This is a genomic window from Pseudogemmobacter faecipullorum, assembly GCF_020539525.1.
GTDB classification, from domain to species: Bacteria; Pseudomonadota; Alphaproteobacteria; order Rhodobacterales; family Rhodobacteraceae; genus Pseudogemmobacter; species Pseudogemmobacter faecipullorum.
In genome coordinates, this window is sequence record NZ_JACDXX010000001.1 from 125,287 (window position 1) to 150,532 (window position 25,246).

A 25,246-nucleotide genomic window follows, 5' to 3' on the forward strand; every position below is an offset into this window, starting at 1 on the left:
CGCTGCACGGCTGATCCTTTCCAAATGGTCTCGCCGGGCGAGCAATAGCCCAGGGTCAGCGCAATTCACAGGAAAGAGCTACCCCTGCCCGGCAGCACCAGCCCGAGATGGCGCGCGACCGAGGCACCGACATCGGCAAAGCCACAAAGGCCGATGCTCTTTGCCCCCGGACCATAGCCCAGCACCGGCACCCGCTCGCGGGTATGTTCGGTGCCATGCCAGGTTGGATCATTGCCATGATCGGCAGTGAAGATCGCCAGATCACCCGGCCGCAACTGCGCAAAGAAACGCGGCAGCGCCGCATCAAAGCGCTCCAGCGCCCGGGCATAGCCCGAAACGTCGCGGGGATGGCCATAGAGCGTGTCGAATTCGACGAAATTCGCGAAGGTCAGCGAGCCCTCCTCAGCCTTCCCCCCGAGCTGCACCAGATGCTCAAACAGATCGGCATCCGAAGCGCCTTTCCATAATCTCCCGATGCCCTGCATCGAGAAAATATCACCGATCTTGCCGATGGCATGGGTGGCACGCCCGGCCTCTGCCACGCAGTCGAGCAGGGTCGGCCCGGGCGGAGCCATGGCAAAATCACGGCGGTTCGGGGTGCGTCTGGTGGCACCGCAGGTGCCGCTGAACGGTCGCGCGATCACCCGCCCGACCCGCTGGCTGTGCAGGATCGGGGCCAGCTCCTCGCAAAGACGGATCAGCCGGTCGAGCCCGAACCATTCCTCATGCGCCGCGATCTGCAGCACCGAATCCGCCGAAGTGTAGCAGATCGGCCAGAGGCTCTGGCGGTGCTCCTCGCAATAGCGGGCGATGACCGGCAGGCCGGCGGCATGGCAATTGCCAAGGATGCCCTCGGTGCCGGCCAGGCGGCAGATCGCTTCGGTCAGCTCTGGCGGGAAAGCCGGTTGCCGGTCGGGAAACAGGGTCCAGTCCCAGGGCACCGGCTGGCCCGCAAGCTCCCAATGGCCCGAGGGCGTGTCTTTGCCCTGTGAGACCTCTGTCGCCGCCCCCCAGAGACCTTCGGGCCGGGCGCCAAGCCCCGGCGCCTGCTCGCCTGAGGCCAGCTCAATCGCCCGCCCCAGCCCCAGCCGGTCGAGATGCGGCAGGAAAAGCGGGCCGGAGCGCCCCTCGCGGGCTTTACCGTCGGCGCAGGCCCTGGCGATATGCAGGAGTGTATTCGCCCCCTCATCGCCAAAGGCCGCCGCATCGGGCGCACCACCGCAGCCGACAGAATCGAGCACGATCAGAAAGGCACGCGCCATGTTCAGCCAATCCTCTGCAGGATAAGAGGGGGTTGCGATGGCATCGCGCTTTGCGGGCCGATGCGACAGGCGCGCTGCACCGCCGCCACCGCCTCGAGCGCCGCCCCGCGGCTGTCAGCATGGACCCGGGCCATCGGCTGGCCCCGGGTCACCGCCTCACCGGGCAGGGCAATATCGCTCAGTCCAACGCCATGATGCAGCCGGTCGCTTTCATGCAGACGGCCACCGCCCAGCCGCACCACGGCATGGCCGAGCTGCTCACCATCGAGGGCAACCAGCCTGCCGGTTTCCGGCGCAGGCACTTCCAGCACCACGGCCGCCGCAGGCAGGCGGTCGCGCCAGTGCTCGACAAAATCACCCGGTCCGCCCTGGGCCCTGACCATACGGCCAAAGATCTCGGCCGCCTGCCCGCCTTCGATCGTCGCGCGCAGGCGCCTTGCACCATCCCCGGCATCGGCAGCCAGACCAGCAAGTGCCAGCACCTCGCCGCCCAGCTGCGCCGTCAGTTCCACCAGCCGTGATCCCGCTGCCGCCCCGGTCAGCGCCAGCATCACCTCTGTCACCTCCAGCGCATTTCCGGCCGAGCGCACCAGCGGCTGCTCCATATCGGTGATCAGCGCCGAGGTCATACAGCCCGCATCCTGGGCGGTGGTCACCAGCGACTGCGCCAGCGCCTCTGCCTCTGCCCGGGTTTTCATGAAAGCCCCCGAGCCGCATTTCACATCGAGCACCAGCGCATCGAGACCAGCCGCCAGTTTCTTTGACAGGATTGAGGCAGTGATCAGATCAAGGCTCTCAACCGTCGCACTGACATCGCGGATTGCGTAGAGACGCCGGTCTGCCGGTGCCAGATCGCGGCTGGCGGCGATGATGGCACAGCCGATCCTGGCCACCTGGGCGCGAAAGCTCGCCTCATCGGGATCGGTATGAAAGCCCGGGATCGATTCAAGCTTGTCGAGCGTGCCGCCGGTATGGCCCAGACCCCGCCCCGAAATCATCGGTACAAAGGCACCGCAGGCCGCCAGGGCCGGAGCCAGCAGCAGAGAGACGCAATCCCCGATCCCGCCGGTCGAATGCTTATCCACCACCGGGCCGGGCAGATCCCAGGCCATGACCCGGCCGCTGTCGCGCATGGCAAGCGTCAGCGCCACCCGGGCGGGTTCTGTCAGGCCTTTCAGCAGCACCGCCATGGCAAAAGCCCCGGCCTGAGCATCGCTGACCCGGCCCGAGGCCAGGCCCTGGGCAAACCAGCTCAGCTCCTCGCGTCGTGGCGATATGCCATTGCGAATTCTGGTGATTATCGCGCGTGCATCCATCTTCGCCCCCTCCTCAGCCCTCATCGCCACCGCGTTGCGGCGGCGCGAAATGCGACCGGCCAAAGGCAGCGGGCAAAAGCGCCTGCAGTGGCAGCTGGCAGATGGCGCCGGATGTGGTCGCCATGGTCACCACCAGATCGGGCGCGGCGAATTCGGCGATTTTCTGGCGGCAGCCACCACAGGGTGCGACCGGCTCGGGCGCATCGGCAATGATGGCAATCGCCCGGATCTGGCGCCCGCCTGCCGCACAAAGCGCCGCAATCGCCCCCGCCTCGGCACAGGTTCCCTCGGGATAGGCGATATTCTCGACATTGACCCCGGTATAGATCTCGCCACTCCCGCCCCGCAGGGCGGCCCCGACCAGAAATCCCGAATAGGGCGCATAGGCCTGCAGGCGGATCTGTGCTGCCCGCGCAATCAACTCGGTATCCGGCACAGATTCGGGCATAAAATCTCTCCGATCAAGGCTGCAATCCTGGCCTGAACCCTGTTTCGCCGCAAGCGCCACCCCGGCGTAAACTGCGGCGAAGGGCCTGAGTGAGGCCGGATTTCATCACAGATTGCAAAGCCTGTGAGAAACTATTCGCCGGCGTCAATGCGGCGGATTGGCATAAATTCCTGGATGATTTAAGGTTAAACAAATTTTTGAGGAGGCACCTATGTCGAGCGGATTCCCCAATGATGCAGCAAAGACTGCGCGTCAGGCGGCGCTGGACTACCACGAGTTTCCAAAACCAGGCAAACTCGAAATCCGCGCCACGAAGCCGCTTGCCAATGGCCGCGACCTGAGCCGGGCCTATAGCCCCGGGGTCGCGGAAGCCTGTCTCGAGATCAAAGCCGATCCCGCCACCGCGCATCGCTATACCTCGCGCGGCAATCTGGTCGCGGTGGTCACCAATGGCACGGCGGTGCTGGGCCTTGGCAATATCGGTGCGCTCGCCTCCAAGCCGGTGATGGAGGGCAAGGCGGTCCTGTTCAAGAAATTCGCCAATATCGACTGTTTCGACATCGAGCTGGATCAGCCCGACCCCGAAAAGCTGGCCGAAATCGTCTGTGCGATGGAACCCTCGTTCGGCGCGATCAATCTTGAGGATATCAAGGCGCCCGATTGCTTTATCGTCGAGAAAATCTGCCGCGAGCGGATGAATATTCCGGTGTTCCACGACGACCAGCACGGCACGGCCATCGTGGTCGGGGCAGCGGCAACCAATGCGCTGATCGTGACCGGCAAAAAGGCCGATGAGATCAAACTGGTCTCGACCGGCGGCGGCGCGGCGGGGATCGCCTGCCTTGAGATGCTGGTGAAACTGGGGGTAAAGCGCGAGAATATCTGGCTTTGCGATATCGACGGCCTCGTCTACCACGGCCGCGAATCCCAGATGACCCCGCAAAAGGCCGCTTTCGCACAAGGCAACAGCCCGGCCAGCCTCGCCGATGTCATCGGCGGTGCGGATATGTTCCTCGGCCTCTCCGGCCCGGGCGTGCTGAGCCCGGAAATGGTGGCGCAGATGGCGCCGCGCCCGATCATTTTCGCTCTGGCCAATCCGACGCCCGAGATCAGCCCCGAAGCGGTGCGCTCGGTCGCCCCGGAGGCAATCATCGCCACCGGCCGCTCAGATTATCCCAATCAGGTCAATAACGTCCTGTGCTTTCCCTTCATCTTCCGCGGTGCGCTGGATGTCGGTGCCACCACGATCAATGACGAGATGAAACTGGCCTGTATCGAGGGGATCGCGGCGCTTGCGCGCCAGACCACCTCGGCCGAAGCCGCCGCCGCCTATCAGGGCGAGAAAATGACCTTTGGCGCCGATTACCTGATCCCAAAACCTTTCGATCCGCGGCTGATGGGGGTTGTCGCCTCGGCAGTGGCGGGTGCCGCCATGGCCTCCGGCGTGGCCAGCCGCCCGCTCGACTGCCTCGAGAGCTATCGCCAGAAGCTCGACAGCTCGGTCTTCAGATCAGCACTGCTGATGCGCCCGGTGTTTGAGGCAGCCCGCACCGCCACCCGCCGCATTGTCTTTGCCGAGGGCGAGGATGAGCGGGTGCTGCGTGCCGCCAATGCCATGCTGGAGGAAACCACCGATGTGCCTATCCTGATCGGTCGCCCTGAAGTGGTCGAGGCACGCTGCGAGCGCGCCGGGCTGAACATCCGCCCCGGCCGTGATTTCCACCTGGTAAACCCCGAAAATGACCCGCGCTACCGCGACTACTGGGGCACCTATCACGAGCTGATGGCGCGCCAGGGCGTCAGCCCCGATCTCGCCCGCGCCATCATGCGCACCAATTCGACCGCCATTGCCGCCGTCATGGTGCATCGCAATGAGGCCGACAGCATGATCTGCGGCATGTTCGGCGAATATCACTGGCATCTGAAATATGTCCGCCAGGTGCTTGCGCGCGGCGGGTTGCATCCGGTCGGCGCGCTGTCTCTGATGATCCTCGAGGATGGCCCGCTGTTCATCGCCGATACCCATGTTCACCCCGAGCCAACCGCGCATCAGATCATGGAAACGGTGATCGGCGCGGCGCGACATGTGCGCCGCTTCGGCCTCGAACCGCAGATTGCGCTCTGCTCGCAAAGCCAGTTCGGCAATATGGATACCCATTCCGGGCGGGTGATGCGCGAGGCCCTGCAGCTGCTCGATGAGCGCGAACCCGATTTTGCCTATGAGGGGGAAATGAACGTCGACAGCGCGCTTGACCTGACGCTGCGCGAGCGCCATCTGCCGGGCGGGCGGCTCAGCGGCCCGGCCAATGTGCTGGTCTTTGCCTCGGCAGATACGGCCTCGGGGGTGCGCAACACCCTGAAAATGAAAGCGGGCGGGCTGGAAGTCGGGCCGATCCTGATGGGGATGGGCAATAAGGCCCATGTCGTCACCCCCTCTATCTCGGCGCGCGGCCTGCTGAATATGTCCGCCATCGCCGGTACACCGGTCTCGGTTTACGGCTGAACAGGGCGGGCGGAGAGAATCAATTTCTCTTCGCCCGCCAGGTTTCCTGCGCCACCCCACAGCAGAGTTTGCAAAGCCTGCTGCAATTTTCGGGCGAGTTTCCTGACGATGTCGATTTGCAAAATTCTACTCTGTGCAATGGCGGAATTATGCAAATCCGCCCGAACTTCGCAGTATTGTTTCCGGTAACAAAGTTGCGACGCCCCGACCTCTCGCGTAACAAATGACGCGAGGAAGAGGAGTTTATGCGATGAGCTACCCTGAGGTCTATGGCAGCTGGAAGTCAGATCCGGAGGCCTTCTGGCTGCGCGAAGCCGGGAAGATAGACTGGGTCCGTCCGCCCACCCGCGCCCTGAATGCCGGAGCAGCCCCCCTCTACGAATGGTTCAGCGATGGCCTGGTGAACACCTGCTGGAATGCCGTCGACCGCCATGTCGAAGCTGGCCGCGGCGCGCAGATCGCCATCATTCATGACAGCCCGGTCACCCGGCTGAAACGCGGCATCACCTATAGCCAGCTGCGCGACCGCGTCGCCTCGCTCGCCGGGGCTCTGCGCGCCCAGGGCGTGCAGAAGGGCGACCGGGTGATCATCTATATGCCGATGATCCCCGAGGCTCTGGAGGCCATGCTGGCCTGCGCCAGGCTGGGCGCGATCCATTCGGTGGTCTTCGGTGGCTTTGCTGCCAGCGAACTTGCGGTCCGGATCGACGACTGCAAGCCCAAAGCGATCATCGCCGCCTCCTGCGGGATCGAGCCCAGCCGGCTGGTGCGCTATAAGCCACTGCTGGACCAGGCCCTGACCCTCTCAGACCATCAGCCCGATTTCTGCGTTATTTTCCAACGCGAGGAAGAGGTCGCCGAACTGATCCCGGGGCGCGATCTCGCCTGGCACACTTTCCAATACGGGGCCGAACCCGCCGAATGCGTGCCGGTCGAGGGCAATCACCCCGCCTATATTCTTTATACCTCGGGCACGACCGGAGCGCCCAAAGGCGTGGTGCGCGCCACCGGCGGCCACCTGGTGGCGCTGAACTGGACCATGAAGGCGATCTACGACATGAACCCCGGCGAGGTGTTCTGGACCGCCTCTGACGTTGGCTGGGTCGTGGGTCACTCCTATATCTGCTATGCGCCGCTGATCGCGGGCTGCACAACGGTTGTCTATGAGGGCAAGCCCGTCGGCACACCCGATGCAGGGGCATTCTGGCGCGTCATCTCTGAAAATAAAGTTAAGGCGTTTTTCACCGCCCCCACGGCCCTGCGTGCCATCAAGCGCGAGGACCCCGAAGGCTTGCTGACCGGGGATTATCCGATGAAGCATCTGAAATATTGCTTCCTCGCCGGCGAGCGCGCCGATCCCGACACCATTGCCTGGGCCGCGAAACATCTGAAAGTGCCGGTGATCGACCATTGGTGGCAGACCGAAACCGGCTGGGCGATTGCCGCCAATCCGATGGGGCTTGGCCCCTTGCCGGTAAAGCCCGGCAGCCCGACCGTGCCGATGCCAGGCTATGATATCGAGGTTCTCGATGAGGCTGGTCAGCCGGTGCCAGCCGGTACGCTGGGCGCGATTGCGGTAAAACTGCCGCTGCCGCCTGGCAATCTGCCCGGGCTGTGGAATGGTGAAGAGCGCTTCCGCAAGAGCTATCTCTCTCATTTCCCTGGATATTATGAGACCGGAGACGCGGGCTATCTCGACGGGGATGGCTATCTCTACATCATGGCCCGCACCGATGATGTGATCAATGTCGCCGGGCACCGGCTCTCGACCGGGGCCATGGAAGAGGTTCTGGCCTCGCATCCCGAAGTGGCCGAATGCGCCGTGATCGGTGTCGCGGATGCGCTGAAAGGCCAGTCGCCGCTGGGGCTTTTGTGCCTGAACAAGGGCTCAGCCCGCCCGCATGACGAGATCCTGCGCGAATGCGTCGCGCTGATGCGCGAGCGGATCGGCCCGGTAGCGGATTTCAAGCGCGCTCTGGTGGTCGAGCGCCTGCCCAAAACCCGCTCGGGAAAAATTCTACGCAGCACTATGGTTAAGATTGCCGACAGCGAGCCGTGGAAAATGCCGGCGACCATCGATGACCCGGCGGTGCTTGGGGAAATCGCGACCGCTCTGCGCACGCTCGGGCTGGCGCTCAGCCCTTCACAGGCCTGAGCGCAGCCGAGATCCTGGCCCCGGAGCTTCCAAGGGCTAGGATCTCGGCCGGATCACCTTTCAGACGAACTGCTCGCGGATCAGCCGTTCTTCCAGCCCGTGGCCCGCGTCAAACAACAGGCGATGGCTGACCGAAGGCTCGGTCCGCACAATAACCGAGGCCACATCCCGGACCGAAGAGCGGCTGTCCGCATCGGCCATGACCGGGCGCTTCTCAGCATCCAGCACATCAAAGCGCACCTCGGCGCTTTTGGGCAATAGCGCCCCGCGCCAGCGCCGTGGCCGGAAGGCGGACATTGCCGTCAGAGCCAGCACTCCGGCCCCGATGGGCAGGATGGGACCATGGGCCGAGTAGTTATAGGCCGTTGATCCGGCAGGGGTTGCAACAAGCGCGCCATCACAGACCAGTTCGGGCAGACGCTCGCGCCCGTCGACCGAGACCCGAAGCCTTGCCGCCTGAGCGCCCTGCCGCAGCAAAGACACTTCATTGATCGCCAGCGCCTCGCTGACCTTGCCACGGGTATTCTCGGCGCGCATCGACAGGGCATTGAGAATTTCTTCCTCAGCCAGCGCGAGTCTTTCAGGAAGCGCCTCTTCCGAAAATTCATTCATCAGAAAGCCGACCGTGCCGCGGTTCATGCCGTAAACCGGCACGCCCCGGCCCGACTGGGCATGCAGCGTCTGCAGCATGAAGCCATCGCCGCCAAGCGCAACGATCACCGTCGCCCGCCGCGCCTCAACCTGGCCATAGCGTGCGATCAGCCGGGCCATCGCCTCCTGCGCAACCTCTGTCCTGGAGGCGGTGAACCTGATCCTGAGCGCCATCGCACCTTTCCTTTGCGCCAGACCCTGTACCCCAAAGGCTGAAAACTCAAGCCCTCACCACCCGTTACCCTGCTGATGCGCCCCGCCGCCCGCATCCCCCCGGCGCCACAAGAAAATGCCGGTCAAAGGGCGGAACAATGGCAAGCGCTTCGCCGGCCAGGTCGAAGCGGTCGCTTTATAACCTTTCCCAATGCCCCCTCCTGCTCTAATGATCGCGGCAACCACAATGACACTGCTGGCCTCACGGAGATCGAGTATGAGTGCTTCAACCCGCGATTCTGGATTTTTCACCGAAAGCCTTTCCTCGCGTGACCCCGAGCTTTTCGGCGCGGTGCGCGCGGAACTTGGCCGTCAGCGTGAAGAGATTGAGCTGATCGCTTCGGAAAACATCGTCTCGCTGGCGGTGCTGGAGGCCCAGGGCTCGGTTCTGACCAATAAATATGCCGAAGGCTATCCGGGCAAACGCTATTACGGCGGCTGCCAGTATGTTGATATTGCCGAGACCCTGGCGATTGAGCGCGCCAAAGAGCTGTTTGGCTGCAAATTCGCCAATGTGCAGCCCAATTCCGGCAGCCAGATGAACCAGGCGGTGTTCCTCGCCCTGCTGCAGCCGGGCGATACTTTCATGGGGCTCGACCTGAATTCGGGCGGCCACCTGACCCATGGCTCGCCGGTGAATATGTCGGGCAAATGGTTCAACGTCATTTCCTATGGCGTGCGCCAGCAGGATCAGATGCTCGATATGGACGAGGTCCGCGCCAAAGCGCTGGAGCATCGCCCGAAGCTGATCCTCGCGGGCGGCACGGCCTATAGCCGTGAATGGGACTGGGCTGCCTTCCGGGCGATTGCTGATGAAATCGGGGCCTACCTCCATGTTGATATGGCGCATATCGCCGGTCTGGTCGCAGGTGGCGTGCATGCCTCGCCGCTGCCGCATGCCCATGTGGTGACCACCACCACCCATAAGAGCCTGCGCGGCCCGCGTGGGGGGATGATCCTCACCAATGATGAAGATATCGCTAAGAAAATGAATTCGGCGGTCTTCCCCGGCCTGCAGGGCGGCCCGCTGATGCATGTGATCGCCGCCAAGGCGGTGGCTTTCGGCGAGGCTCTGCGCCCCGAATTCAAAGCCTATGCGGCTCAGGTGAAGAAAAACGCCGCCGCCATGGCGGATGAGCTGATGAAGGGCGGCATCGATATCGTTTCGGGCGGCACTGATAACCATCTCTGCCTCGCCGATCTGCGCCCCAAGAAGGTGACCGGCAAGGCGGCCGAGGCCGCGCTTGGCCGCGCCCATATCACCTGCAATAAAAACGGCGTGCCGTTTGACCCGGAAAAGCCGTTTGTCACCTCGGGCATCCGTCTCGGCGCCCCGGCCGGCACCACCCGCGGCTTTGGCGAGGAGGAATTCCGCCAGATCGCGCGCTGGATTGTTGAGGTGGTCGATGGCCTTGCCGCCAGTGGCGATGCGGGCAATGCCGCGGTCGAGGCGAAAGTGAAGGCCGAAGTCGAAGCGCTCTGCGCCCGCTTCCCGATGTATCCGACCCTCTGAGACCTTTCAGGATCGAACATCCAGACACCAAAAGCGCCGGGCCCTGCCCCGGCGCTTTTCATTTTGCGACTGCGCGCCACCGCTTTGCCATGAGTAAGGGGCGCCGCAGCAGACGACGCCCCTCCCTGTCTGCCATGTGGGGCCTGGTTCTCCCCGCAAGAGCGCGACCTCTCAGTTTTCGAGATAGCTTTCCATCGTATCGTCCAGCGCATCTTTCCACGGCGTATGATGCCGGGGCGCCATGGTGCCGGTGATCACCGAGCGATAGGAATTGTTACGGAAGCCCATAACGTCTTCCTTCTTGTGATCCTTCCACTGGAAGAAAATCTCACAAGCCCCGTCCACATCGAAGCTGGGATAATCAGTCTCGGCGATCAGCTCCTTGACGTAATCGCCCTGATACTGGATCGCATCATGCGCATCCGCCCCGGCATCCTCGCGCGCAACCCGGTCGGTCACATCCGCAATCATCTCGTCTTTCGACTGCGGCAGAGCGATCCGGCCCAGAATCACATCGCGGGCCCACCAGGCCTGAGCATCGAACATATTGAAGGTGAACCACTGGTCCTGCATGCCGATATAGAACAGCGCCGGATTATGGACGAAAGCCACCCCTTTATAGAGATCGGCCGTTGCCAGACGGTTCGCCGTTTTCAGGCGCAGATCATCGGGCAGGAAGGGGAAATGATGCTTATAGCCGGTGCACAGGATGATCGCGTCGATCTTCTTGGTGCTGCCATCGCCGAAGGTGACGATATTGCCGTCAACCTTTTGCATATTGGGCTTTTCTTCCCAGTTCTCCGGCCATTTAAAGCCCATCGGTGCGCTGCGATAGGTATTGGTCACCGATTTCGCGCCATATTTCCAGCATTGCGAGCCAATGTCCTCGGCGGAATAGCTGGTCCCGACCAGCAGGACATCCTTGCCGGCAAATTCACGCGCATCGCGGAAATCATGGGCATGGACGATACGGCCATTAAAGCGGTCAAAGCCCTGGAATTCCGGCACATTCGGGGTCGAGAAATGGCCCGAGGCGACGATCACATTGTCGAAGACCTCGCTGTAGCAATGATCCTTCGCCAGATCCTGCACGGTGACCGTGAATTTCTGCGTCGCCGCATCCCATTCGACCAGGCGCACGACATTCTCAAAGCGGATCCACGGCCGGACACCGGCTTTCTTCACCCGCCCTTCGATATAATCGAACAGCACCGCGCGCGGCGGATATGAGGCGATCTGCTTGCCGAAATGCTCCTCAAACGAGTAATCGGCAAATTCCAGCCCCTCTTTCGGGCCGTTCGACCAGAGATAGCGATACATCGAACCATGGACCGGCTCGCCATACTGGTCCAGACCAGTTCTCCAGGAGTAGTTCCACAGTCCCCCCCAGTTCGCCTGCTTCTCAAAGCAGACGATTTCGGGAATTTCTGCGCCTTTGGCAGCCGCTGACTGGAAGGCACGCAGCTGTGCGAGGCCCGACGGTCCGGCTCCAATGACGGCTACTCTTTTTTTCATACTTCATCTCCCGTTGGTCTGGACCGCTTTGCGCGACTGGTCCTTAAATTATTGCACCAATTACGCGGCAATACGCACCGGCTGTCAACAAATCTTCATACAGGGAAACCAATCAGATAGAAGATCCCTATGATGTGACGCAAAAGGCATAGGGAAATGGGCGCTTCGGGATTCGCACAAAGACTCGCCGTCACCGGCCAGCTGAAACGCCTCGCTATCGCGGCGCGGCGCAGCGTTCGCATCGGTTTTCTGGCCCCGCTCACCGGCCCGGTCCATTCCTGGGGTCTTCCGGGGCTGAATGGCTGTCAGATCTGGGCCGACTGGCTGAACCAGACCGGTGGTATGCTGATCGGCGGAGAGCGGCACCGGGTCGAGCTGATCGCCGAGGATTGCGGCTTTGATCCCGACCGCGCCTTTGAGGCGGGGCGGCGCCTGGTACAGGAGCGGGAGGTGCGGTTTCTGCTGATGCTGGGCGGTGATTCGATGATCCGCCTCGCCCCCTGGCTGACCGCGCGCAAGCAGCTGACCGCAACCCTGCTGCCCAGCGACCTCTCGCCTGACACGCCCTATCTGATTGCGCCCTCAGAAGTTCATCCGCTGCTCAATGTCACCGGTCCGGCCTGGCTGGCAGAACACCGGCCTGATCTGAAACGGGTGGCGCTCTGCAGTCAGCGCGATCTGCTGGGCCTGCCCTCGCTTGCCTCATACCGGGCCGCTTTCCGGGCGGGTGGCTTCACGCTCTGTCATGAGAGCCTCTATCCTGCCGCAGGGGCGGATGCTGCCGGGATTGTCGCCGCGATGCTGGCCTCTGACCCGCAGATTTTATGCTGGTGTACCAGTCATACGCCCATGGTCCACGCCCTGAGCGAAGCCGCCTGGCGCGCCGGGTTCCGGGGCCAGATCCTGTCCTCGACCCTTGATGATTATCCCCGGCTGATCGCGAAAACCTCGGCCGAATTCATGGAGGGGTTCCTGTTCCAGTTCCCCGATTTCGACGACCCGGCTTTGCAGGATAAATCCTTTTTCTTCAATCGCCCCGCCGCTTTTCACGCCGAATATACCCGGCGTTTCCCGGGCAGCTGGTCCGCGGTCTCCTGGGAATATGCCTCGGCGCTCGACCTCTGGCATGCGGCGGTGCAGAAGGCGGGCACCGTCGCCCCGATGTCGGTGCTGGCGGCGATGAAACAGGGCGGGCGGGGCGAACATGCTTTTGGCCCGGCAGAATGGGGCGGTGGTGCGCTCTACGGCATTGATCATGCGCTGACCGGCGACTGGCCGGTGGTGCAGATCCGCTCGGGCAAAGCACGGATTCAGGGCTTTGGCTCGATCCCCGCCTGGCTCGCCGCACATGGCCCGCTCCTGCTCGAGGAAATGCAGAAACTGGGCCTGACCTGGCAGCAAAGGCGCGGGCCGGTGCAGCCAGGCGGCCCTTTGCCCGCCAGCCTTGGCTGAGGTCTAGTCTTCCTGCATCAGCAGTTTCTGCTCTTCGATCAGCAAAAGCTTCACATGCTCCACGGCCGCCTCGATATCGCGGGCGGCGATGGTGTTGAACAGGGTATTATAGGCGCGCTGGCTGGACTGGATGCGCTGCGGCGTCAGATGGCGGCGCATCATCGCGGCGCGGAAAGACTGGCGCCGGGCCAGTATCACCAGATCATAACAGGCCAGCAGCAGCGGGTTACCGGTCCCGCGCGCCAGCAGACGGTGAAATTCATCCTCCAGCAGCGCGAATTCCACCGCATCGGTTGTCACCGCCTCCATCGCCGAGAGCACTTCGCCAAGTGCCTCAATCGCGCGCGGCGCCATATTGATGATGGCGAGGCGGATCAGATCCGGCTCCAGAATGCCGCGCATCACCTGCAGATCCAGCGGGCTGGTCTCGGCCGCCACATCTGAAACCGGGGTCTCCTCGGGGCGGGTCAGGCCGGTGACAAAACTGCCCGAGCCGGCACGGCGGCGGATCACCCCCTGGCCCTCCAGCACATCGAGCGCCTCGCGGATCGTGTTGCGCGCCACCCCCAGCTCGCCCGCCAGGGTACGCTCTGAGGGCAGCCGCTCATCCACCGCATATTCCTGCGACAGGATGCGGGCGAGCAGGGTTTCGGCCACCACCCGGACCGTGGCGCCCAGAGTGTGATCGGCGAATAAAGCCGCAACCAGATCCTGTCTGCGCATGATCACACTCTCCCTGCCCTGCCCCTGACCTCTGTGCAAATTCACCTGATGCCGGGGACGACGGCAAGGCAACCGCAAAAAAGGCGCGCCTCACAGAGGAGGCACGCCCAGGGGGTGAACGGGCAGAGCAGGCCGCCCGCCAGGGGTCTTCTTGCCTCAGATGTCGAGGGTGTTCTTCATCTCCCAGGCGGTGAAATGCGAGGCATAGTCATTCCATTCCGCCGTTTTCATCCGGATATAGGCATTCGAGAATTCCATCCCGAGGGCCTCTTTCAGCTCGGTCGCCTCATCAAACGCCCGGATCGCATCGAGCAGGTTGAGCGGCAGCTTCGGCGCGCCGGTGATCAGATGACCCTCAGTATAGAAGTTCACATCCGACCGCGGCCCCGGATCGGCATTGGTACGGATGCCGTCCAGACCGGCGGCCAGGATCACCGCCTGCATCAGATAGGGGTTGGTCGCACCATCGGGCAGGCGCAGCTCAAAGCGGCCCGGGCCGGGAACGCGGACCATATGGGTCCGGTTATTGCCGGTCCAGGTCACCGAATTCGGGGCCCAGGTTGCCCCCGATGAGGTGCGCGGCGCATTGATCCGCTTATAGCTGTTGACGGTCGGGCAGCAGATCAGCGCCAGAGCCGAGGCATGTTTCATGATGCCGCCAAGGAAGGCACGCCCCTGATCCGAAAGGCCCAGTTCCTTGCTGTCATCCGAGAAAGCATTCTTCGTGCCGTCGAGCGACCAGACCGAGATATGGGCATGGCAGCCATTGCCGGTTTTGCCCTGCAGCGGCTTTGGCATGAAAGTGGCCCTGAGGCCATATTTCTCGGCCAGGACCCGGGTCATGAACTTGAAGAAGGCGTGTTTATCAGCGGTCGCGAGCACGTCGTCATATTTCCAGTTCATTTCGAACTGGCCATTCGCATCCTCGTGGTCGTTCTGATAGGGTTCCCAGCCCTCTTCCAGCATGCAGTCCGAAATTTCCTTGATCAGATCAAAGCGGCGCAGGATGGCGTTCTGATCATAACAGGGTTTGGTTGAATCGTCGAAACCATCGGCCACGCCGGTGCCATCGGGGTTCAGCAGGAAAAACTCCGGCTCGACGCCGGTTTTGACCCGCAGACCCAGCTCAGCCGCCTCGGCCACCAGCTTGCGCAGCACATTGCGCGGCGCGTGGTTGAGATCTTTATTCTCCATCACACAGTTTGAGGCGAGCCAGGCCACCTCTTTGTTCCAGGGCAGCTGGATCACCGTCGTCGGATCTGGCAGCGCCAGCATATCGGGATGGGCGGGGGTCACATCGAGCCAGGTGGCAAAACCGGCAAAGCCGGCTCCGTCATGGCACATGCCCTCAATTGCCTCTCTGGGGACCAGCTTGGCACGCTGATAGCCGAGCAGATCGGTAAAGGAGATCATGAAAAAACGAACGCCGCGGGCCTCTGCCCAGGCTTTCAGCTCTTTGGCAGTCTGCGGTTTGGCGAGGGCGGCTCCGTTGTCCAAGGCCATTTTTTTTATCCCTGTTGATTGTTTTTGAAAAACCGGCCCCCTGTCAGAGGCCGGTTCCGTTTTATTCAGATCAGAAATTCCCGCGCCCGGGGATCCAGCTGGTGCCAGCGAGCGGTACTCCCGCCATGGCTGCAGCCTCCAGGGTCAGTGCGCAAAGATCCTCCGGTTCAAGGTTATGCACGTGATTTTTACCGCAGGCCCGGGCGATGGTCTGTGCTTCAAGCGTCATAACTTTGAGATAATTCGCCAGTCTGCGCCCTGCCTGAACCGGATCGAGCCGTGCTGCCAGCTCCGGATCCTGGGTGGTGATCCCGGCCGGATCCTTACCCTCATGCCAGTCATCATAGGCGCCGGCCGTGGTGCCGAGCTTCTGATATTCGGCCTCAAGACGCGGATCATTATCCCCGAGCGCGATCAGCGCAGCCGTCCCGATGGCAACCGCATCGGCGCCAAGCGCCAGAGCCTTGGCCACATCGGCGCCGGTGCGGATCCCGCCCGAACAGATCAGCTGCACTTTGCGGTGCATCCCCATATCCTGCAGCGCTTTCACCGCCTGGGGCAGCGCCGCCAGCGTCGGCTGGCCGACATGTTCGATGAAGACGTCCTGGGTTGCGGCAGTGCCGCCCTGCATCCCGTCAATCACCACCACATCGGCCCCGGCTTTCACCGCCAGCGTGGTGTCATAATAGGGACGTGCGCCGCCGATCTTGACATAGATCGGCTTTTCCCAGCCGGTGATCTCACGGATCTCGAGGATCTTGATCTCGAGATCATCCGGGCCGGTCCAGTCAGGGTGACGGCAGGCCGAACGCTGGTCGATCCCCTTGGGCAGGTTGCGCATTTTGGCAACCCGGTCCGAGATTTTCTGGCCCAGCAGCATACCGCCGCCACCCGGTTTTGCGCCCTGCCCCACCACCAGCTCAATCGCATCGGCGCGGCGCAGGTCATCGGGGTTCATGCCGTAGCGCGAGGGCAGATACTGATAGACCAGGGTTTTGGAATGGCCACGCTCTTCGGGCGTCATGCCGCCGTCACCCGTGGTGGTCGAAGTGCCCGAAAGCGTGGCACCGCGGCCCAGAGATTCCTTGGCCGCGCCCGACAGCGCGCCAAAGCTCATCCCGGCGATGGTGATCGGAATATCCAGCGTGATCGGCTTTTTGGCAAAGCGGGTGCCGAGCACGACCTTAGTGTCGCAGCGCTCGCGGTAACCTTCCAGCGGATAGCGCGAGATCGAGGCGCCAAGGAACAGCAGGTCATCGAAATGCGGCAGTTTGCGCTTGGCGCCGCCGCCGCGAATATCATAGATCCCGGTCGCCGCCGCGCGGCGGATCTCGGAGTTGATTTCCTGGCTATAGGTCGCCGACTGACGCGGAACAGTCTGCGGGATCGCCTTCTGGGTCTCGTCTTTCATGGGCGGATCCTCAGTATGCCGACGCATTGTCGATGTTGAAGTTGTAAAGCTGGCGGGCCGAGCCATAGCGTTTGAACTCTTCAGGCTTTGCATCCGAACCGGCGCGGGTCAGCAGATCCTGCAAAATCGCGATATGTTCGGGGCGCATCTCTTTTTGGATGCAATCGGCACCCAGGGATTTCACCGAGCCGCGCACGAAGAGCCGGGCCTCGTAAAGGCTGTCGCCCAGCGCATCGCCGGCATCGCCCATCACCACCAGATTGCCCGATTGTGCCATAAAGGCCGACATATGGCCGATGCTGCCATAGACGACGATATCAATGCCCTTCATCGAAATGCCGCAGCGCGACGAGGCATTGCCCTTGATCACCAGCAAGCCGCCATTGCCGGTGGCCCCGGCATATTGGCTGGCATCACCCTCGATGATCACCGTGCCCGACATCATATTCTCGGCCACGCCCGGACCGGCCGAGCCTTTCACGGTCACCGTCGCCTGCTTGTTCATCCCGGCGGTGTAATAGCCGGTCGAGCCTTTCACGGTGACTTCAATCGGAGCATCCAGGCCGACGGCCAGCGCATGGCTGCCGCGCGGATTGGTGATTTCCCAGGCGGTGGCATTGGTCTGACCATTCTGAGCCTGAAGGGTTGCGTTCAGGTCACGCAGGGTGGTCTGTGCAAGATCAATGGTCTGCATATCAGTGCTTCCAGAAATAAACGGTTGCGGGCTCGGGCTCCCAGACGCGGGCATTCTCGATGCCGGGCAGGTCAACCAGCGCACGATATTCCGAGCCGAAAGCGACATACTGATCGGTCTCGGCCATCACAGCGGGTTTGCAGGCGATCGGGTCGCGCACCACGCCAAAGCCGTCCTTGGTGCCAACGACAAAAGTATAGAAACCGTCGAGCACATCGAGACCGGCGCGCAAAGCATCGCCCAGCTCAACCCCCTGGGCGAGCTTGTGGCTCAGCCAGGCCGCAGCAACCTCGGTGTCGTTCTCCGTGGCGAAGGTCATGCCCTCGCGCTTCAGCTCGCGGCGCAGGGTGTTATGGTTCGACATCGAGCCATTATGCACCAGGCACTGATCCATCCCGGTCGAGAACGGATGCGCACCCATGGTGGTGATCGCCGATTCCGTCGCCATCCGGGTATGGCCGATGCCATGACGCCCCGACATTGCCGAAACCTCAAACCGGGCCGCCACATCCTTCGGCAGACCGACTTCCTTGTAGATTTCGATGCTCTCGCCGGCGCTCATCACCCGGACGCCCGGCCGGACCCTCGCCAAAGCGGCGCGTGCCGCCTCGATCTGATCGGCCTTAACCGTCAAAATCGCATGCGTATCCTTGCGCGACAGCGTGACCGAACTGCCGATAGCGGCACCCAGATCCGCCGCCAGAGTGGCAAAATCCTGATCCGCCTGATCCGATTGCACGGTCAGCTTACCCGAACCCTCCGCATCTGATCCGTAAATCGCGATCCCGGCTGAATCCGGACCGCGATCAGTCATCGTAATAAGCATTGAGGTCAGCATTTCGCCGAGCTTGGGCTCGAGCGAGCGATCCTTCAGGAACAAACCCACAATTCCGCACATCGTGCTTTCTCCTTTCCGAGGCCCGGCAGGTCAAAAAGCCGGAATATGAATTCAGAGTAACAAGGCCGCTTCGTCCGTCAAGAAACATTTTTCCCTATGAGGAAAAAAATGACTTCATTCTTCGTCACCCCCGGGCGGTCCTGAAGATTTCGCAGGAATTGCAAGCAGTCAGGCGAAGCCGCGCTCTGAACCTTTCCTGGGTAACAACCGGTGGCCTCTTTGCCTCACAGGAAATATAGTTCACAGATATGTTGATTTTTAACCAAAGCGCCCGCAACCTGCGCGGGTTCCGCTCTGGTGCGTCGCGCAGGTGATCGCAGTGAGTCGCGGATGAATGGTAAGGCAAGGCCCGTCTGGCCGCCGTCGCCTGCCCGCTGACCTGGCAGCGGAGCAGACCCCGGCTCGCCCTCCGGGCAAAGACCCGGGTGCCCCGGGGATCGGAGGCCGTTTCTCACTGCGACGAAACTGCGCCGGCCGGCGCGGAGCAAGCGGCACACAGGCCGCACGCTTCCCATATGGTCTGCGTCTTTAACCGGGCCCGCGCCACAGCAGGGCGCACTGCCCCGGTCCAATTACCGCAAAAAACCGACACCCGGCCGCGGCCGCAGGTGAACGGAGCACGACAGGGAGTGCATATATGGAACAAGCCACCGCTATATTTGCGGATCAGGTGACGCTTAGTCAGCTTTTGCAGAATCTGGTCTATGCATCAGGCACGGTGGGCGCGATTATGGTCGTTGCCGGTCTGCTGATGATCGATGCCGGAACCACGCGAACTGCCAATCTCTACAACTCCACCATCGAGAAAATGGTCGGGTTCTTTATCGGCTTTACCACTTATTACATGATCGGCTTCGGCTTCTGGGCCGGGCAATATTACATCATGGGCGGTGCAACCATGATGGATTCCCTGAAGGACTGGTGGTTCTTCGGCACCCTCGCCAATGCCCATGCGCAAAATGTTGATCCCGCGGTCTGGCCGGGGCTGAACACCTTCCAGATCTTCATCTTCTTCCTCGCGTGTTTCGCCGGCATCGTGAATGTGCTGCTGCATTTTTCGGTCTCAGAGCGCATGAAGGCCTCGGCCTTCTATATCACCTGCGTGGCAGCGACGATCGGCTCGGCAGTGCTCAGCTGGGCGGTCTGGGGCTCGGTCGGGCCGCTGACCAATGCCGGTTTCCATGATTTCTTCGGCATTGGTTTTGTCTATATCTTCCCCACCGGCATCGCCATGGTTCTGGTGCCGCAGCTGGGGCAGCGCCCGGGCGTCTTCTCGCCCCATCCCAAAGTGCCGGTCTACCAGGCGCCCTCAATCGGGCTCGCCGCCACCGGCGTGATCACCGTTTTTGCGGGTCTGCCAATGGTGATCATGTCCTGTCTGTTCTTCGTGGAACCCGAGGCCTATGCGATTTCAGTCACTATGGCCGATACCTCGGTCGGTATTGCGCTGAACAATTATGCCCTCGCCTGGGCGGGCGGAGCGCTGACCGGGGCCGCGATTTCCTATTACACGAAAAACTATATCTACCTGCTCTTCGGCCCGCTGGCCGGCTATGTCGCCGGGGCCCCCGGCTTTGACATCTGGCTGCCCTGGCAGATGTTCCTGATCGCCCTCGGTGCCCCCTTCGGCTCCTGGCTGGTCTATTCCTGGACCTTCCGGCGCGGGATTGACGAGCATAAACTCTTCCCGCTGTTCATCGGCGCCGGTTTCTACGGCCTTATGATGATCGGCCTGTTCAAATCCGGCACGCCGCGCGGCGGCTACTGGGGCATTACCGAGGGGCCCTATGCCTATCAGCATGGCCAGATCAGCCTGATGATGCAGCTTGCCGGCTTCGCGCTCTGCCTTGGCGCCGGTCTGCTGATGGGCTTCGTGCTCAGCCTCATCCTGAAAGCCACGACCGGCCTGCGGATCCCGACAGAGGATCAGGCCGAAGGTCTCGATAAACTGAAATGGGGCCTCGATAACGAGAGCCGCGGCTGAGCCTGATAGCGCAGGCTTACGACTGAGACAGATCTGTCAGGGCGGGAGCAATCCCGCCCTGTTTTCTTGCAGCCAGAGACAGATCCACTGGGCCGATCCAGGTCTATAAAAATCCTCTCAGGAAACGTTTTTTAATATGGATGTTGATTTTCAAACTGCAGCGCCACAGAGTGCTGGCAACAACACCAGAACTTACGGGAGGAATCATGACCAGTTCCTGGAGATTTTCAGCACTTGCTGACCGCCACCGCGCCCTTGGCTCGGATCTGGAAGACTGGAACGGGATGGGCACGGCCTGGTCCTATACCAAGGGCGATCCGGTTGCTGAATATATGGCGATCCGCACCAAAGCCGGACTGATGGATGTCTCGGGCCTGCGCAAGGTCCATCTGATCGGCGCGGCAGCGGCGCATGTGATCGAGCGCGCCACCACACGTAACGTGGAAAAGCTGATGCCGGGCCGCTCGGTCTATGCCTGCATGCTGAATGACGGCGGCAAATTCGTCGATGACTGCGTGATCTACCGCACCGGCCCGACCGCCTTCCTGGTGGTCCATGGCGCCGGCGCCGGTCATGAGCAGCTGTCCATGTATGCCCAGGGCCGTGACTGCCACATGCATTTTGACGACAATCTGCATGACCTCTCGCTGCAGGGGCCGCTGGCGGTCGATTTCCTTGCCAAACATGTGCCGGGCATCCGCGATCTGGCCTATTTCAGCCATATGCAGACCTCGCTCTTCGGCAAGCCGATCATGATCTCGCGCACCGGCTATACCGGCGAGCGCGGCTATGAGCTTTTCGTGCGTGGCCAGGATGCCGGGCTGATCTGGGACCGCATCCTCGCCGAGGGCGGTGATCAGGGCATTATCCCCTGCCGTTTCACCACGCTCGATCTCTTGCGCACCGAGAGCTATCTGCTGTTCTTCCCCTATGACAACAGCGACATGTATCCGTTCGACAATGAGCCGGGCGGCGATACCCTCTGGGAGCTGGGCCTCGATTTCACCGTCTCGCCGGGCAAACAGGGCTTCCGTGGTGCCTCGGAGCATTACCGCCTGAAAGGCAAAGAGCGCTTCAAAATCTGGGGCCTCAAGCTTGGGGGCGAGAATGCCCCGGGCAATGGTGCACCGGTCTTTAAAGACGGCAAGCAGGTCGGCGTGGTCACCCAGGCCATGCATTCGCCGCTGAACAACCACACCGTCGCCATCGCCCGCCTGCCGGTCGACTGCGCCAATAACGACACCCCTCTGGTGGTGAACTGCGAGACCCATGGCGAAATCGCTGCGGTTTCGCATTCGATGCCCTTCTACGACATCGAGAAAAAGCGCCGCACTGCCAAAGGCTGACGCAAAAGCTGTCAACTGATCCGCCCCCTCTCTGCCGGCCTGCCCCGCAGAGAGGTCCATCGCTTCCTGCAGGGAGGAGCGAGGGCCGACCGGCAAAGTAAAAAGCGAAAGAAGCAATGTCGCAGACACCAACAGAAGAGACTATGGCATCCCGCCCGCTCTACGGCAGATTACAGCCGCAGCCGGGCAGCGCGCATTTTATCATCGCTGACGGCGAAGGCGGTGAGGCCGTGGCCGCGCTGTTCACAGCCGCGCCGGAAATCGCCGCGCTCGCCCATCTGATCTATATCCCAGGGGCCAATGGCACCGATCTGACCGCGCGGATGCAGGCTCTGGGCGCCGCCGTTTTCCGCCCGGCCCCGAGCTACGGCTCTGCCCGCCAGCGCATCCAGAAAGTGCTGGCAGATGCGCATATGGGCCTGCAGGTCTATGTCGCGGGCACCGAAGGGCTGATCGGCCAGGTGCGGCGCGATGCAATCGAAGCCGGACTGCCGCATGATGCCCTGATCACCGAACAGCGTGGCTCGCTGGCGCGCCGGGTGCAGTGTGTCCATTGTAAGGGCACCACCGAAAACGTCACCACCGATCCCTTCACCTGCAGCCATTGCGGACTGAACCTCTTTGTGCGCGACCATTACTCGCGCCGCCTCGCCGCCTTTCAGGGTGTCTGCATCGATGCCGAGGATCCGGGCGAAGTCCCCCCAGCCCTGGAGCGGTTCAGATGAGCAGCACCCGTATTCCGGTCATTGTGACCGAGGTGACCGAGGTCAACAGCCTGATCAAACGCTTCCGCTTCGTGCGTGAGGATGGCGCGCCCATGCCCGGCTTTTCCGGCGGCGCGCATAGCGTGATCGAGATGGATGATGCCGGCACCCGCCGCCTCAACCCCTATTCGCTGATGTCCGATCCGGCTGATCTCTCGGGATTTGAAATCTCGGTGCGCCGTGATGATAGCGGGCGCGGCGGCTCGCTTTATATGCATCAGAAGGTGCGGCCGGGGATGAAAATGGTCATCTCGCAGCCGGTCAATCTGTTCGGCCTCGACCTCAGGGCGAAAAAGCATCTGCTGATTGCGGGCGGGATCGGCATTACCCCCTTCATCGCGCAGATGGCGCAGCTGGAGGCGCTGGGGCAGAAGTTTGAGCTGCATTACGCCGCCCGTGACCGCGCTCTTGGCGCCTATATGGACGAGCTTTCGGCCCGCTATGGCAGCCGGGTGCACCGCTATTATGATGTCGAGGAGCAGTCGATCCAGCTCGCGACCCTGCTGAAAGGCCAGCCCCTCGGCACCCATCTCTATGTCTGCGGCCCCAAAGGCATGATCGCCTGGGTGCTGGCCACCGCCGCCAAAGCCGGCTGGCCGAAGGGTGCGGTGCATTCCGAAGAGTTCCTCGCCCCGCCGGTCGGCGAACCCTTCCGGGTGCAGCTGGCGCAATCCGGCATCGAGGTCCAAGTCGGCGCCACCCAGTCGCTGCTGGAGGCGATCGAGGCTGCGGGGGTCGATGCCCCCTATCTGTGCCGTGGCGGCGCCTGTGGTCAGTGCGAATGCCAGGTGATCGAAGCCGATGGCGATTTTCTGCACAATGATCACTGGCTCAGCCAGGAGCAGAAAGATGCCCGCAGCCATATTATGCCCTGCGTCTCGCGCTTCAAAGGCGCGCGGCTGGTACTCGACCTCTGACAGGAGCGGAACAGCATGAGCCTCGACTTCAAAGACGATTTCTTCCGCGACGAGACCTTTTTCCAGGATTTCACCTATAAGAACTCGCCCGCGGCGGTGAAGCGCTTCCCCTTCCCCTTCCCCGAAGACGATTACATGTATTCGGTGAATATGGAGCCGCATACCTCCGGCCGCCCCGGCTCGGTCTTTGAGCATATGTTCGATGTCGACGAACATTATGTCGCCGAGATGCGGGACCGTGCCCGGGTGCTGGCCGATGATCCTCTGCGCTGCCAGTCGCTGCCGCATATGACCCTGGCGGGCTGGGATCTGCTTGAGCTGATCATGGAGAGCTTCGCGCGCGATTACCCGCAATGGTTCTCGCTGAGCAAAGAGGGGGACAGATGGCACTGGATCAACCGCCCGCTGGGCATTGATCAGAGCTTCACCTTCATGGATGAAAGCACCCTCCCCTGCGGCCCGTTTGAATATATCACCCGTCAGGCCCAGGGCGATTTCACCTTGCAGGATCAGCGCGAGGACAACCTCTGGATTGAGGCCGGGATGGTCACCTCCCAGGCGGACTGGAGCCTCGATTTCGACATCGGCATGAGCTTCCACGAATGGCATGCGCCGGTGCCGCTGGCCGGGAAAATGGGGATCTTTGACCGGGCGCTGAAATTCCTGCTCGCTTTGCAGCATGGCGCACCGGTCCGGCGCTTTAACTGGACAATGACGGTCGATCCTTTGCTCGACACCAGCCCCGAGAATTACCACAAATGGGGCCCGTCAAAGACCACGATGACCCCGGAGACCATCGGTAAACGTCAGCATCTGCGGGTCGAGCTGCAGACGCTGATCCGTTTGCCGCGCTCAAATGCCATCGTCTTCCCGATCCGCTGCTACCTGATTTCCTTTGAGGATCTGGTCAGACAGCCGAAATGGGCCCGCCGTCTGCACCGGGTGATCAAAACCCTGCCCGATGAGCTGGCAACCTATAAGGGCTTTATCCGCAACCGCGAGCTGATGATCGACTATCTGTCGAAATTCGATGATGGCGCCCCCACCTCGCCTGGCTGGTGGGCAGATGAATGAAGGCCTGACAGCTTCGGGGCAATAGGCCCCGGCGCTGTCGCGGCCTCTGGCGGGGAGTTCAGAAAGGGGCAGCGCAAAGCTGCCTGCCCCCGGTTCCCCCTGCTGCACATAGCCCCGGGGAAAGCCGCAGAGCGGGGGGCAGCGCCCCCCTTTTTTCTCAGTCAGCCTGCGGGTAAGAGATCACCGACAGGAAACGCGACGGCAGTTTGTTCAGCTTTTCCGGCCCATGCGGCGCATCCGCATCAAAGAACAGGCTGTCCCCGGGCTGCATCAGAAACACCTGATCGCCATGCCGATATTCCACCTCGCCCTCCAGCATATAGAGCATCTCAATCCCGTCATGCTGGAAGGTCGGGAAGACATCCGAGGATTCGGATAAAGTGATCAGATAGGGTTCGACGATCACGCCGCTGGCATTGGCCCCGATATGGCCCAGCAGGTGATACTGATGCCCGGCCCGGGTCCCGGCGCGCTCTTTCACCACCGCCTCGCCCGATTTGACATGCATGACCTCACGCCTTTCCTCGAAGCGACGGAAGAATGAGGTCAGGGGCACCGACAAAGCATGGGCCAGGGTCTGCAAAGTGGTCAGCGAGGGCGAGGTGATGCCATTCTCAATTTTTGACACCATGCCAATCGACAGCCCGGTCTGCGAAGAGAGGTCAGCAACCGTCATGCCCTTCTGGCGGCGAAAATTGCGCACCGCACGGCCAATCGCCACTTCCAGCACTTTCTCGCGTGCCTCAGAGACGCGGTGCGGATCCTGCATCGGCGAGGCCTGTGGTTTCAGTTTCTCAGGCTTCATTGCAGCTGCAGTCATCGGCACCCTCACATAGGCCCGTCTGAAGAACCACGCGGCAGATCCGGGCTGTCCTCTGCCGCGCGTCAGGATATGCTGTATACT

21 protein-coding genes are annotated in these 25,246 nt (G+C 62.0%); 9 read left to right on the forward strand and 12 right to left on the reverse strand.

Annotated elements, in window-relative coordinates; all coding sequences use genetic code 11:
• Positions 1-65: 65 nt before the first annotated feature.
• From H0485_RS00585 to H0485_RS00595, 3 genes are read right to left on the reverse strand one after another with little or no spacing between them, the layout of a single operon-like run.
• On the reverse strand, positions 66-1,262 hold the full coding sequence (locus tag H0485_RS00585; RefSeq protein ID WP_226933375.1) for a phosphopentomutase: 1,197 nt from the start codon (positions 1,260-1,262) through the stop codon (positions 66-68).
• Positions 1,263-1,264: 2 nt separating this feature from the next.
• On the reverse strand, positions 1,265-2,578 hold the full coding sequence (locus H0485_RS00590; RefSeq protein ID WP_226933376.1) for a thymidine phosphorylase: 1,314 nt from the start codon (positions 2,576-2,578) through the stop codon (positions 1,265-1,267).
• A gap of 13 nt (positions 2,579-2,591) precedes the next feature.
• Positions 2,592-3,026 carry a cytidine deaminase gene (locus tag H0485_RS00595; protein WP_226933377.1) on the reverse strand — a complete coding sequence of 145 codons (435 nt, stop codon included), beginning with the start codon at positions 3,024-3,026 and terminating at the stop codon, positions 2,592-2,594.
• A gap of 211 nt (positions 3,027-3,237) precedes the next feature.
• On the opposite strand from H0485_RS00595, the gene H0485_RS00600 reads away from it, so the two are divergent.
• Entirely contained in the window at positions 3,238-5,529 is a 2,292-nt protein-coding gene (locus tag H0485_RS00600) for an NADP-dependent malic enzyme (protein ID WP_226933378.1), read from the forward strand.
• Here H0485_RS00600 and H0485_RS21610 read toward each other — a convergent pair.
• The gene (locus H0485_RS21610; protein ID WP_255613238.1) at positions 5,520-5,651 is read right to left on the reverse strand and encodes a hypothetical protein; all 132 of its coding nucleotides are present in this window, start codon (positions 5,649-5,651) and stop codon (positions 5,520-5,522) included. The genes H0485_RS00600 and H0485_RS21610 overlap by 10 nt on opposite strands.
• Before the next feature lie 128 nt (positions 5,652-5,779).
• Here H0485_RS21610 and H0485_RS00605 point away from each other — a divergent pair, with 128 nt between their 5' ends.
• Positions 5,780-7,684 carry a propionyl-CoA synthetase gene (locus H0485_RS00605; RefSeq protein ID WP_226933379.1) on the forward strand — a complete coding sequence of 635 codons (1,905 nt, stop codon included), beginning with the start codon at positions 5,780-5,782 and terminating at the stop codon, positions 7,682-7,684.
• Positions 7,685-7,744: 60 nt separating this feature from the next.
• On the opposite strand, the gene H0485_RS00610 is transcribed toward H0485_RS00605, so the two are convergent.
• Positions 7,745-8,509: an NAD kinase gene (locus H0485_RS00610; protein ID WP_226933380.1), complete on the reverse strand. Its 765-nt coding sequence runs from the start codon at positions 8,507-8,509 to the stop codon at positions 7,745-7,747.
• A 256-nt stretch (positions 8,510-8,765) separates the two neighbouring features.
• Here H0485_RS00610 and glyA point away from each other — a divergent pair, with 256 nt between their 5' ends.
• Positions 8,766-10,061, forward strand: a complete 1,296-nt coding sequence (gene glyA / locus H0485_RS00615; protein ID WP_226933381.1) for a serine hydroxymethyltransferase — start codon at positions 8,766-8,768, stop codon at positions 10,059-10,061.
• A 171-nt stretch (positions 10,062-10,232) separates the two neighbouring features.
• On the opposite strand, the gene H0485_RS00620 is transcribed toward glyA, so the two are convergent.
• Positions 10,233-11,576: a trimethylamine monooxygenase gene (locus H0485_RS00620; protein WP_226933382.1), complete on the reverse strand. Its 1,344-nt coding sequence runs from the start codon at positions 11,574-11,576 to the stop codon at positions 10,233-10,235.
• A 156-nt stretch (positions 11,577-11,732) separates the two neighbouring features.
• Here H0485_RS00620 and H0485_RS00625 point away from each other — a divergent pair, with 156 nt between their 5' ends.
• The gene (locus H0485_RS00625; RefSeq protein WP_226933383.1) at positions 11,733-13,028 is read left to right on the forward strand and encodes an ABC transporter substrate-binding protein; all 1,296 of its coding nucleotides are present in this window, start codon (positions 11,733-11,735) and stop codon (positions 13,026-13,028) included.
• Positions 13,029-13,031: 3 nt separating this feature from the next.
• On the opposite strand, the gene H0485_RS00630 is transcribed toward H0485_RS00625, so the two are convergent.
• The 5 genes from H0485_RS00630 to H0485_RS00650 form a co-directional block, all read right to left on the reverse strand.
• Positions 13,032-13,751, reverse strand: a complete 720-nt coding sequence (locus H0485_RS00630; protein ID WP_226933384.1) for a FadR/GntR family transcriptional regulator — start codon at positions 13,749-13,751, stop codon at positions 13,032-13,034.
• A gap of 156 nt (positions 13,752-13,907) precedes the next feature.
• Complete coding sequence (glnT, locus tag H0485_RS00635) at positions 13,908-15,254, reverse strand: type III glutamate--ammonia ligase (RefSeq protein ID WP_226933385.1); 1,347 nt, start codon at positions 15,252-15,254, stop codon at positions 13,908-13,910.
• Positions 15,255-15,324: 70 nt separating this feature from the next.
• Positions 15,325-16,665 carry an FMN-binding glutamate synthase family protein gene (locus H0485_RS00640; protein WP_226933386.1) on the reverse strand — a complete coding sequence of 447 codons (1,341 nt, stop codon included), beginning with the start codon at positions 16,663-16,665 and terminating at the stop codon, positions 15,325-15,327.
• A gap of 10 nt (positions 16,666-16,675) precedes the next feature.
• Complete coding sequence (locus H0485_RS00645) at positions 16,676-17,359, reverse strand: GXGXG domain-containing protein (protein WP_226933387.1); 684 nt, start codon at positions 17,357-17,359, stop codon at positions 16,676-16,678.
• Position 17,360: 1 nt separating this feature from the next.
• Positions 17,361-18,257: a class II glutamine amidotransferase gene (locus H0485_RS00650; protein ID WP_226933388.1), complete on the reverse strand. Its 897-nt coding sequence runs from the start codon at positions 18,255-18,257 to the stop codon at positions 17,361-17,363.
• Positions 18,258-18,894: 637 nt separating this feature from the next.
• Here H0485_RS00650 and H0485_RS00655 point away from each other — a divergent pair.
• The 5 genes from H0485_RS00655 to H0485_RS00675 all read left to right on the forward strand — a co-directional run bounded on the left by H0485_RS00655 (position 18,895) and on the right by H0485_RS00675 (position 24,342).
• Positions 18,895-20,241: an ammonium transporter family protein gene (locus H0485_RS00655; RefSeq protein ID WP_226933389.1), complete on the forward strand. Its 1,347-nt coding sequence runs from the start codon at positions 18,895-18,897 to the stop codon at positions 20,239-20,241.
• 206 nt (positions 20,242-20,447) lie between these two features.
• Complete coding sequence (locus H0485_RS00660) at positions 20,448-21,587, forward strand: aminomethyl transferase family protein (protein ID WP_226933390.1); 1,140 nt, start codon at positions 20,448-20,450, stop codon at positions 21,585-21,587.
• Between the two features lie 116 nt (positions 21,588-21,703).
• Positions 21,704-22,312: a dimethylamine monooxygenase subunit DmmA family protein gene (locus tag H0485_RS00665; protein ID WP_226933391.1), complete on the forward strand. Its 609-nt coding sequence runs from the start codon at positions 21,704-21,706 to the stop codon at positions 22,310-22,312.
• Positions 22,309-23,268 carry a PDR/VanB family oxidoreductase gene (locus tag H0485_RS00670; RefSeq protein ID WP_226933392.1) on the forward strand — a complete coding sequence of 320 codons (960 nt, stop codon included), beginning with the start codon at positions 22,309-22,311 and terminating at the stop codon, positions 23,266-23,268. The genes H0485_RS00665 and H0485_RS00670 overlap by 4 nt, the downstream gene beginning before the upstream one ends.
• 15 nt (positions 23,269-23,283) lie before the next feature.
• Complete coding sequence (locus H0485_RS00675) at positions 23,284-24,342, forward strand: heme-dependent oxidative N-demethylase family protein (protein WP_226933393.1); 1,059 nt, start codon at positions 23,284-23,286, stop codon at positions 24,340-24,342.
• A gap of 157 nt (positions 24,343-24,499) precedes the next feature.
• On the opposite strand, the gene H0485_RS00680 is transcribed toward H0485_RS00675, so the two are convergent.
• Positions 24,500-25,162, reverse strand: coding sequence for a helix-turn-helix domain-containing protein (locus tag H0485_RS00680; RefSeq protein WP_226933394.1), 663 nt, complete (start codon positions 25,160-25,162; stop codon positions 24,500-24,502).
• Between the last annotated feature and the right edge of the window lie 84 nt (positions 25,163-25,246).

What these genes read in the sequence shown, in the direction of transcription:
- H0485_RS00660 (WP_226933390.1), top strand. Translation starts at nt 20,448, where the DNA reads ATGACCAGTTCCTGGAGATTTTCAGCACTTGCTGACCGCCACCGCGCC.
- H0485_RS00610 (WP_226933380.1), bottom strand. Translation starts at nt 8,509, where the DNA reads ATGGCGCTCAGGATCAGGTTCACCGCCTCCAGGACAGAGGTTGCGCAG.
- H0485_RS00590 (WP_226933376.1), bottom strand. Translation starts at nt 2,578, where the DNA reads ATGGATGCACGCGCGATAATCACCAGAATTCGCAATGGCATATCGCCA.
- H0485_RS00640 (WP_226933386.1), bottom strand. Translation starts at nt 16,665, where the DNA reads ATGAAAGACGAGACCCAGAAGGCGATCCCGCAGACTGTTCCGCGTCAG.
- H0485_RS00625 (WP_226933383.1), top strand. Translation starts at nt 11,733, where the DNA reads ATGGGCGCTTCGGGATTCGCACAAAGACTCGCCGTCACCGGCCAGCTG.
- H0485_RS00630 (WP_226933384.1), bottom strand. Translation starts at nt 13,751, where the DNA reads ATGCGCAGACAGGATCTGGTTGCGGCTTTATTCGCCGATCACACTCTG.
- H0485_RS00650 (WP_226933388.1), bottom strand. Translation starts at nt 18,257, where the DNA reads ATGTGCGGAATTGTGGGTTTGTTCCTGAAGGATCGCTCGCTCGAGCCC.
- H0485_RS00670 (WP_226933392.1), top strand. Translation starts at nt 22,309, where the DNA reads ATGAGCAGCACCCGTATTCCGGTCATTGTGACCGAGGTGACCGAGGTC.
- glyA (WP_226933381.1), top strand. Translation starts at nt 8,766, where the DNA reads ATGAGTGCTTCAACCCGCGATTCTGGATTTTTCACCGAAAGCCTTTCC.
- H0485_RS00655 (WP_226933389.1), top strand. Translation starts at nt 18,895, where the DNA reads ATGGAACAAGCCACCGCTATATTTGCGGATCAGGTGACGCTTAGTCAG.
- H0485_RS00595 (WP_226933377.1), bottom strand. Translation starts at nt 3,026, where the DNA reads ATGCCCGAATCTGTGCCGGATACCGAGTTGATTGCGCGGGCAGCACAG.
- H0485_RS00585 (WP_226933375.1), bottom strand. Translation starts at nt 1,262, where the DNA reads ATGGCGCGTGCCTTTCTGATCGTGCTCGATTCTGTCGGCTGCGGTGGT.
- H0485_RS00620 (WP_226933382.1), bottom strand. Translation starts at nt 11,576, where the DNA reads ATGAAAAAAAGAGTAGCCGTCATTGGAGCCGGACCGTCGGGCCTCGCA.
- H0485_RS00645 (WP_226933387.1), bottom strand. Translation starts at nt 17,359, where the DNA reads ATGCAGACCATTGATCTTGCACAGACCACCCTGCGTGACCTGAACGCA.
- H0485_RS00680 (WP_226933394.1), bottom strand. Translation starts at nt 25,162, where the DNA reads ATGACTGCAGCTGCAATGAAGCCTGAGAAACTGAAACCACAGGCCTCG.
- H0485_RS00600 (WP_226933378.1), top strand. Translation starts at nt 3,238, where the DNA reads ATGTCGAGCGGATTCCCCAATGATGCAGCAAAGACTGCGCGTCAGGCG.
- H0485_RS00665 (WP_226933391.1), top strand. Translation starts at nt 21,704, where the DNA reads ATGTCGCAGACACCAACAGAAGAGACTATGGCATCCCGCCCGCTCTAC.
- H0485_RS00675 (WP_226933393.1), top strand. Translation starts at nt 23,284, where the DNA reads ATGAGCCTCGACTTCAAAGACGATTTCTTCCGCGACGAGACCTTTTTC.
- glnT (WP_226933385.1), bottom strand. Translation starts at nt 15,254, where the DNA reads ATGGCCTTGGACAACGGAGCCGCCCTCGCCAAACCGCAGACTGCCAAA.
- H0485_RS00605 (WP_226933379.1), top strand. Translation starts at nt 5,780, where the DNA reads ATGAGCTACCCTGAGGTCTATGGCAGCTGGAAGTCAGATCCGGAGGCC.